The sequence below is a fragment of the Bradyrhizobium sp. 23 genome, assembly GCF_023073295.1.
GTDB classification, from domain to species: domain Bacteria; phylum Pseudomonadota; class Alphaproteobacteria; order Rhizobiales; family Xanthobacteraceae; genus Bradyrhizobium; species Bradyrhizobium canariense_D.
Genome location: NZ_JADPJF010000032.1, coordinates 101315 through 108944, shown reverse-complemented (window position 1 = coordinate 108944; position 7630 = coordinate 101315). Strand labels below are relative to the sequence as shown.

At 66.4% G+C, this 7630-nt stretch carries 9 protein-coding genes; 1 reads left to right on the top strand and 8 read right to left on the bottom strand.

The features are described from left to right. Both IVB32_RS04770 and IVB32_RS04765 read right to left on the bottom strand, forming a co-directional pair. The coding region (locus IVB32_RS04770; protein WP_247409924.1) for an NUDIX domain-containing protein at positions 1 to 252 on the bottom strand (252 nt) is incomplete at its 3' end. Between the two features lie 18 nt (positions 253 to 270). Further along, a complete protein-coding gene (locus IVB32_RS04765) occupies positions 271 to 771 on the bottom strand; it encodes a hypothetical protein (RefSeq protein ID WP_085352590.1) in 501 nt (166 codons plus the stop codon). A gap of 63 nt (positions 772 to 834) precedes the next feature. Between IVB32_RS04765 and IVB32_RS04760 the strand changes: the two genes are divergently transcribed. Then, a complete protein-coding gene (locus tag IVB32_RS04760; protein ID WP_085352589.1) occupies positions 835 to 1590 on the top strand; it encodes an SOS response-associated peptidase in 756 nt (251 codons plus the stop codon). Positions 1591 to 1602: 12 nt separating this feature from the next. Here the strand turns inward: IVB32_RS04760 and IVB32_RS04755 are convergent, their stop codons facing one another. From IVB32_RS04755 to IVB32_RS04730, 6 genes are all read right to left on the bottom strand, one after another. Then, positions 1603 to 2796 carry a CoA transferase gene (locus tag IVB32_RS04755; protein WP_085352588.1) on the bottom strand — a complete coding sequence of 398 codons (1194 nt, stop codon included), beginning with the start codon at positions 2794 to 2796 and terminating at the stop codon, positions 1603 to 1605. A gap of 36 nt (positions 2797 to 2832) precedes the next feature. Then, positions 2833 to 3762 (bottom strand): glycine reductase, encoded by a 930-nt coding sequence (locus IVB32_RS04750; RefSeq protein WP_247369282.1) that lies wholly within the window; start codon positions 3760 to 3762, stop codon positions 2833 to 2835. Between the two features lie 279 nt (positions 3763 to 4041). Next, positions 4042 to 4623 carry an NUDIX domain-containing protein gene (locus tag IVB32_RS04745; protein ID WP_018458816.1) on the bottom strand — a complete coding sequence of 194 codons (582 nt, stop codon included), beginning with the start codon at positions 4621 to 4623 and terminating at the stop codon, positions 4042 to 4044. Between the two features lie 9 nt (positions 4624 to 4632). Next, positions 4633 to 5076, bottom strand: coding sequence for a GNAT family acetyltransferase (locus IVB32_RS04740; protein ID WP_018458815.1), 444 nt, complete (start codon positions 5074 to 5076; stop codon positions 4633 to 4635). Beyond that, positions 5073 to 6500 carry an FAD-binding oxidoreductase gene (locus IVB32_RS04735; protein ID WP_085352584.1) on the bottom strand — a complete coding sequence of 476 codons (1428 nt, stop codon included), beginning with the start codon at positions 6498 to 6500 and terminating at the stop codon, positions 5073 to 5075. The genes IVB32_RS04740 and IVB32_RS04735 overlap by 4 nt, the downstream gene beginning before the upstream one ends. Before the next feature lie 22 nt (positions 6501 to 6522). Next, the gene (locus tag IVB32_RS04730; RefSeq protein WP_247369281.1) at positions 6523 to 7512 is read right to left on the bottom strand and encodes an L-threonylcarbamoyladenylate synthase; all 990 of its coding nucleotides are present in this window, start codon (positions 7510 to 7512) and stop codon (positions 6523 to 6525) included. Between the last annotated feature and the right edge of the window lie 118 nt (positions 7513 to 7630).

Genomic DNA, 7630 nt, shown 5'->3' with positions numbered 1-7630 from the left:
GCCGGCCGCGGCCGGCAGCACTTCGCGCCAGCCCGCGAGGCCAATGATTTCGATATCTAGCCCGGTCTCCTCGTCGATCTCGCGCGCCAGCGCCTGGTGCAGCGATTCGCCGAACTCGACCCGGCCGCCCGGCAGCGAATAGAACCCCTTTGCCGGCGAGCGTGCGCGACGGGTCAGAAGCACCTTGCCGTCACGAAAAATCGCGGCACTGACCGCGATCTGGGGACGGGTGGGCTGAACGATCGCAGCCATGACTTCACCTGCTCGGGCTCAGTTCGCCATGATGTTGTCGACGTCGGCTTCCGCGCCGCCATTGATGATGCCGCCGCAGGCCGCGATCAGCGGCTTGACCCAGTGGGCGGCCTGCTCGGCGAGGCGAACGCGGGTCGTGTCCTTCTCGACCTCGCGCATGGCCGAGCCGACCGCCGTCAGGATCGAGGTCATGGTGTCGGTGAGGTGGTCGAACTGGGCGCGCACGTTCGGGTCGGCCTTTTCATAGGCCTCGATCGCCAGATCCCGGGCCTTGAAGTTCGAGGCGGTGAAATGCTCGGCATAGGACAGCGGCGACCAGGTCAGAAAATCTTCCGCGCATTCCGGCATGTCGGGGACCATTTCCAGCAGCATCACGGCTTCATTGAAATGGTTGAGATAGTCGGTGGCAAGCCCGGTCCGCGGGTTGATGTTGGCCACGCGCAGCCGCTCGGCCCAGGCTGCAGCCTCGGGCCCCGTCTGTCCATGCATTCGCGCCGGCTGGGAGACCGTTGAGCTCATCTGCCGCAGTGTTAACGTTCGGGGTTAAAAGGACCTGAACGGACCCTATATAGGCCCTCAAGGATGTGTGGACGCTTCGTCATAACTTCGGCCCCCGCGGCTTTGCGGCAACTGTTCGGCTACATTGAGCAGCCGAACTTCCCGCCCCGGTTCAATGTGGCCCCGACACAACCGATTCCGGTCGTGCTGGCCGAGAACGGCGCGCGCCATTTTCGCCTGATGCGCTGGGGTTTGCTGCCGGGTTGGGTCAAGGATCCCAAGGGATTTTCGCTCCTGATCAATGCCCGTTCCGAGACCGTGCTGGAGAAGCCCGCTTTCAAGAACGCGATTCGCCGGCGCCGCGGCCTGATTCCGGCCGACGGCTATTACGAATGGAAGGCGGAGGGTGGGCGCAAGCAGCCGTTCTTCATCCATCGCGCCGGCGGCGCGCCGCTCGGCTTTGCAGCGGTGTTCGAGACCTGGGTCGGGCCGAACGGCGAGGAGCTCGACACGGTCGCGATCGTCACGGCGGCGGCGAGCGAGGATCTCGCCACGCTCCATGATCGCGTGCCCGTCACCATCAGCCCGCGCGATTTCGAGCGCTGGCTCGACAGCCGCAGCGATGACCTCGATGCGGTGTTGCCGCTGATGACCGCCCCGCGCATCGGCGAATTCGCCTGGCACCCGGTCTCCACCCGCGTCAACCGCGTCGCCAATGACGACGACCAGTTGCTCCTGCCGATCAGCGCGGAGGACATGGAGGCGGAGGCGCCGAAGAAGAAGGTGGTGCGGAAAGCGGCGGCCGGGCCGGCTGATGACGGGCAGGGGTCGTTGTTTTAAGCGGCTTCGCCCTTACACGATCTCCCGCGCCCGTAGTGCTGCGATCTCCGCTGCGTCAAATCCCAGCTCGCCCAGCACCGCATCCGTATCCGCGCCGAGCTCCGGCGCCATCCGGTCGAGCCTGCCGCCGCCATGCGCGAGCTTGAATCCGCTGCCGGCGAAACGAAGCCGGCCGTAGGGCGTATCGAGTTCCTGGATCGCGCCGCGCGCCTTGATCTGCGGATGGTCGATGACTTCCTCGACCTTCCAGATGCTGGCGCAGGGCGCGCCGGCGTCTTCCAGAATGGTCTCCCATTCGCGCGCAGGCCTTGCCGCGAGCGCCTCTTCGATGATGGCGCGCAGCGCCGGCTCGTTCTCGTTGCGCGCAAACCAGTCGGCAAAGCGCGGATCGCTGAGCGTGTCCTCGCGGCCGAGCGCAGACATCAGTGCGCGATATTGCTTCTCGTTGTTGACGGCGAGCAGGATGTGACCGTCGCCGCATCTAAACAAATTCGCCGTGGTCCTGCGGCTGACGGCCTGATTCCCCGACAGCTGCTGGCGATGGCCCGCGACCGACCAGTCCGCGATCTGCCCCGACAGGAACGCCATCGTCGCCTCCAGCATGGAGACGTCGATGAGCTGGCCCTTGCCGGTGCGGTCGCGCTGGTAAAGCGCGCTCGACACGCCGAACGCAGCGGTGGCGCCCGACAGCACGTCGCACACCGCAAAGCCGGCGCGGGTCGGCCCAGTCTCGGGATGACCCGTGATCGCCATGATGCCGGACAGCGCCTGCATCTTGCCGTCATAGCCGGGGCGCAGCCGGTCCGGACCGGTCTGGCCGAAGCCGGACACCGCGCAGTAGATCAGCTTCGGATTGATCGCGGACAGCGCCTCGTAGCCGATGCCGAGCTTGTCCATCACGCCGGGGCGGAAATTCTCCATGACGACGTCGACTTGCGCGGCGAGCTTCTTCACGATCGCGATCGCATCGGGCTTTTGCAGGTCGAGCGTCAGGCTGCGCTTGTTGCCGTTGATGGCCTGGAACGCGGGCGCGAGCCCGCGCTCCGCCCATTCGCGTGACAGCGGCGTGCGGCGCATGTCCTCGCCCTCGCGCCGCTCGACCTTGATGACGTCGGCGCCCAGCAGCGCGAGCTGGTAGCTCGCATAGGGGCCGGCCAGCACTTGCGTGAAGTCCAGGATCTTCACGCCCTCGAACGGTCGCGTCACGTCGCTCTCCCTGTTTGTTTTGGTTGTCGGAGGACGTCAGGCCGCGCGATTGCCGCGCGCGATCTCCTTCTGCTTGTCAAATTCGGCACGGCGGCGCGCCAGCTCTTCGGCTGAGAGCTGCGCGACGTTGTTGTAGTCGAGCTTCCAGGAAGCGTCCTCGCTCCAGCGCAGCGGCGACTGCATCGTGGTCTGCGGGCCGCTCGCGGTCTCCAGCAGTCTGAGCGCCAGCTCGAGCGTCTGCGCCTGCGAGGCGATGTCGTGCGGCTTGCCGGCGGAATTGCCGAGCGGGAAATCCGAGAACAGGAAGCGCGGCACGGCGGCGTGCTCGATGATGTCCTTGGCGCAGCCCATGATCACGGTCGGAATGCCGTTCGCCTCGAGATGCCGGGCCACCAGCGCTGTGGTCTGGTGGCAGACCGGACAGTTCGGCACCAGCACGGCGACATCGACCTTGTCGGCAAGGCAGCGCGCCAGAATTTCCGGCGCGTCGGTGTCGAGGGTGACGCGATGACTGCGGTTGGTCGGCGCGCCGAAGAAGCGCGGCGCCACCTCGCCGATGCGCTCCGCCGCGCTCGCCTTCAAGAGTTGCGGCAGCGGAAACCAGGTGCCGTTGTCGGTGGCCGTGGTGTGCTTGCGGTCGTAGCCGATATGCGAGATGCGAAGGTCGTGGGGCTTCGCCGTGTCGCCCTCATAGACCTGGTAGAATTTCGCGCCGCCATTATACGCCGCGCCCGGTCCCTGGTCGCCCTTGGCGGGGTCGTATGGCGCGGCGGTCGTGATGATGGTGACGCTTGATTGCGACAACGGCTTCTTTAGCGGCTGGAACGGCGCCTCGGTGTAGTGAGCCCAGCGATACGCCGTGGTGTAGCCAATCGCGGCGTAATAGTCCCGCGTGCGCTGCATATAGGGAACGGGGGCGTCATAGTCGGGCGCAAAGCCGAATTCGTCGTCGCGCGAAGCGGACATGGGGCGCGTCTCCTGGTTCTTGTTGGCGACAGACTAGAGATAGTCGGGGGTGAGCTCAACGGGGGGCGAGGCAATGCAGGTCAGAATTGCACTGATAGAGCCAGGTCCGCTTTTTCCCCTCTCCCCTTGCGGGCGAGGGTGGCTCGCCGCGAAGCGGCGAGACGGGTGAGGGGTCTCTCTCCGCGTGCTCAACTGCATGAGATGCGCGCGCGGACAGAAACCCCTCATCCGCCGCTTCGCGCCACCTTCTCCTGCAAGGGGAGAAGGAAGGAAGACAACCTACCGAAACACATGCAGCGCCACATGCTGCAGCAGCATGATCGCCTTGGCGTCGATGATACGCCCGTCCGCGATCATCGCCAGCGCCTCGTCAATGCCGAGCTCCAGCACCTCGATGTCCTCGCCTTCGTGTTCGAGGCCGCCGCCGTCGCTGACTCGCATCTCCGGCTCGTACTCGGCGACGAAGAAATGCAGCTTCTCGGTGATGGCGCCGGGGCTCATAAACGCTTCGAACACCTTGTGGACGCGGTGCAGGCGATAGCCGGTTTCCTCCTCGGCCTCGGCGCGGATGCGCACCTCGGGCGAGGCGTCGTCGAGCACCCCGGCGGCGGCTTCGATCAGGAGATCGTCGTAACCGCGGATGAAGGCCGGCAAGCGGAATTGCTTCACCAGGATCACCGTGCGCCGCGCTCGGTTGTAGGGCAGCACGGCGGCGGCGTTGTCGCGCTCATAGGTCTCGCGGTGCTGCGTCTGCCATTCGCCATTGGCGCGCCGGTACTCGAACGTGGTGGTCTTGAGGGGGGTCCAGCCGTCCGAGAGCACGCGGACGTCCTTGATGCGAACGCGGTCGGATATGGTCATGCTTCGATCTCAGTTGCTTGGCGTTGTGGTGCGGCCGTCGATCCACTTCTGGAACATCACCGAGGTCGATTCCTCGAAACCCAGCGACTGGTAGAACGCATTGGCCTGCTCATTGCCGCGCCGGACCAGCAGCTGGAGCTTCAAAATTCCAGCCGCGCGCAGCCAGTCTTCGGCCGCGGCCATGATGACGCGGCCGTAGCCACGCTTCCGGCTATCCGGATCGACGGCGACGTAATAGACCCAGCCGCGATGGCCGTCATGGCCGACCATGACGGTGGCGACGATGGCGCCGTTGTCGCGGCCGAGCAGGATGGTGGAATTGTCGCGCCGTCGCGCCAGCGCGATGTCGGCATGCGGATCGTTCCACGGCCGCGTCAGCCCGCAGCGCTGCCACAGCGCGACCACGGGCTCGACTTCGGCCTCGGTGATCGCGTCGATCTTGAGCGCACTCACAGCACTTTTCCCGGGTTCATGATTCCAAGCGGATCGAGCATCGCCTTGAGCTGTCGCATCAACTCAATTGCGGTCTTGTCCTTCACGTCGGGCAACTCGTCGCGCTTGAGCACGCCGATGCCGTGCTCCGCCGAGATCGAGCCGCCCATACGCAGCACGATGGCGAACACGACCGCGTTCATCTCGTGCCAGCGCGCCAGATAGTCCGCGGTGTTGGCGCCGATGGGCTGGCTGACATTGTAGTGCAGATTGCCGTCGCCGAGATGGCCGAACGGCACCGGCCGCGCGCCGGGAATCAGCTTCACCACGGCTTCATTGGCCTCGGCGATGAAGGCCGGCACGGTGGCCACCGGCACGGAGATGTCGTGCTTGATCGAGCCGCCCTCCGGCTTTTGTGCTGACGACATTTCGTCGCGCAGCTTCCAGAAGCCAGCGCGCTGGGTGAGATTGGCCGCGATCACCGCGTCGTCGACGATCTCGTCCTCCATGGCGCGGCCGAGGATCGTTTCCAGCGGCGTCCGGGCGTCATCGCCGGGCGACGACAATTCCATCAGCACGTACCAGGCATGCTTTTGCGCGAGCGGATCGCGCACGTCGATGCCGTGGCGGATCGAGAAATCGACCGCCATCTCCGAGAGCAGCTCGAAGCTCGTCAGCGCATTGGCGGCCTCGCTTTGCGCGATCGCCAGCAGCTTCAGCGCGGCGTCCGGCGACTTCAGCCCGACGAAGGCGGTCTCGATCGACCGCGGCTTCGGAAACAGCTTCAGCGTCGCCGCCGTGATGATGCCGAGCGTGCCTTCGGCGCCGATGAACAGGTTGTGCAGATTGTAGCCGGTGTTGTCCTTCTTCAGCTTCGACAGCACGTTGAGCACGCGACCGTCCGCCAGCACCACCTCGAGCCCCAGCGCCATCTCGCGCGCGACGCCATAGGCCAGCGCGGCCGTGCCGCCGGCATTGGTCGAGAGATTGCCGCCGATGGTGCAGCTGCCCTCCGCCCCCAGCGACAGCGGAAACAGCCGGTCCACGTCCGCGGCCTTCTGCTGCGCGATCTGCAGCACGACGCCGGCCTCGCAGGTCATAGTGTTGGAGGCGGTGTCGATCTCGCGGATCTTGTCGAGCCGGCGCAGCGACACCACCACCTCGCCATTGTGCGGGGTCTGGCCGCCGACGAGCCCGGTGTTGCCGCCCTGTGGCACCAGCGCGATCTTGTGCTCGGAGGCGAGCTTGCAGATTGCGGCGACTTGCGCGGTCGAGCCCGGGCGCAGCACCAGCGGCGAGCGGCCGTGGAATAGATTGCGCTCTTCGGTGACGTAGGCCTCGATGTCGGCTACATCGGTGATGGCGTGCCTCTCGCCGACGATCTTGCGGAATTGTTCGATCAGCTCGGGCGCAAGCGGAGGGGTGGCGGGATGATTAATGTTCATTGTCTTGTCTCTTGCTTCGCTCTTATCGCGCCACAGCCGCCCGGCGCAGCCGGTCGTTGATCGCTTCGCCCAGATCCTCTTCGGGGATCGCCATCACGGCGATCGCCCGCGGCCCCCCAGCATCGAGGGCGCGAAGATAGCCGAACAGATTGGCGGCGGCTTCATCGAGATCGCCGGTGGGCGACAAATTCATGACGGCGACGGCGGCCTCCAGACCAGGCAGGCGCGCCGGGCCGAACGCCAGCAGCGCTTCGCCCGGCGCGACGTCCAGCGCATTGAGCCGCACATGGGCGTGTGGCGCGTAATGCGAGGCCAGCATGCCCGGCGCCAGCGGCTGGCTGTCTTCGCTGTCGGTCTCCGCGGGCAGTCGCGCCAGCGCTGCACCAAGCACGGCCTCGATCCGCTCGCGAGACAGCCCGCCGGGCCGCAGCAGCATCGGCGCCGCAAAACAGCCGACGATCGTCGATTCGACGCCGACCGTAACAGGCCCGCCGTCGACGATCAGGTCGATCCGCCCCGCAAGGTCGCTCTCGACATGGGCCGCCAGCGTCGGCGAGACGTGGCCGGAGATGTTGGCGGACGGCGCCACCACCGCCCCGCCAAAGGCGCGCAGGATCGCCTGCGCCACCGGATGGGCCGGAATGCGGATCGCGACCGTGTCGAGGCCCGCGGTGGCAAGCTCGGCCACCGGGCAGTTTTCCGTCTTCGGCACCACCAGCGTCAGCGGCCCCGGCCAGAACGCCTCCGCAAGGCGCAAGGCGCAGGCGTCGAATCGTCCGATCCTGCGCGCGGCCGCGAGGTCGGCGACATGCGCGATCAGCGGATTGAAGGCCGGCCGCCCCTTGGCGGCGTAAAGATGGGCGATGGCACTGGCATTTCCGGCGTCCGCCCCGAGCCCGTAGACCGTCTCGGTCGGGAACGCGACCAGCCCGCCGGCTGCCAATGTCCGGGCGGCAGCTTCCGCGCCGGCCTCGCCGGCCGGTAAAATCAGCGTTTCAAGACCCGTTTTCACAGGGATAAGATTCCTCAGCTCGGCCGCTTGCGGTGCGCCAAACCCGACGCTATAAGCCGGCCTCTTGTCGGAGTGTGGCTCAGCCCGGTAGAGCACTGCGTTCGGGACGCAGGGGTCG

Coding starts and splice junctions, on each gene's coding strand:
- IVB32_RS04735 (WP_085352584.1), bottom strand. CDS start 6,500: ATGAACATTAATCATCCCGCCACCCCTCCGCTTGCGCCCGAGCTGATC.
- IVB32_RS04750 (WP_247369282.1), bottom strand. CDS start 3,762: ATGTCCGCTTCGCGCGACGACGAATTCGGCTTTGCGCCCGACTATGAC.
- IVB32_RS04765 (WP_085352590.1), bottom strand. CDS start 771: ATGAGCTCAACGGTCTCCCAGCCGGCGCGAATGCATGGACAGACGGGG.
- IVB32_RS04745 (WP_018458816.1), bottom strand. CDS start 4,623: ATGACCATATCCGACCGCGTTCGCATCAAGGACGTCCGCGTGCTCTCG.
- IVB32_RS04760 (WP_085352589.1), top strand. CDS start 835: ATGTGTGGACGCTTCGTCATAACTTCGGCCCCCGCGGCTTTGCGGCAA.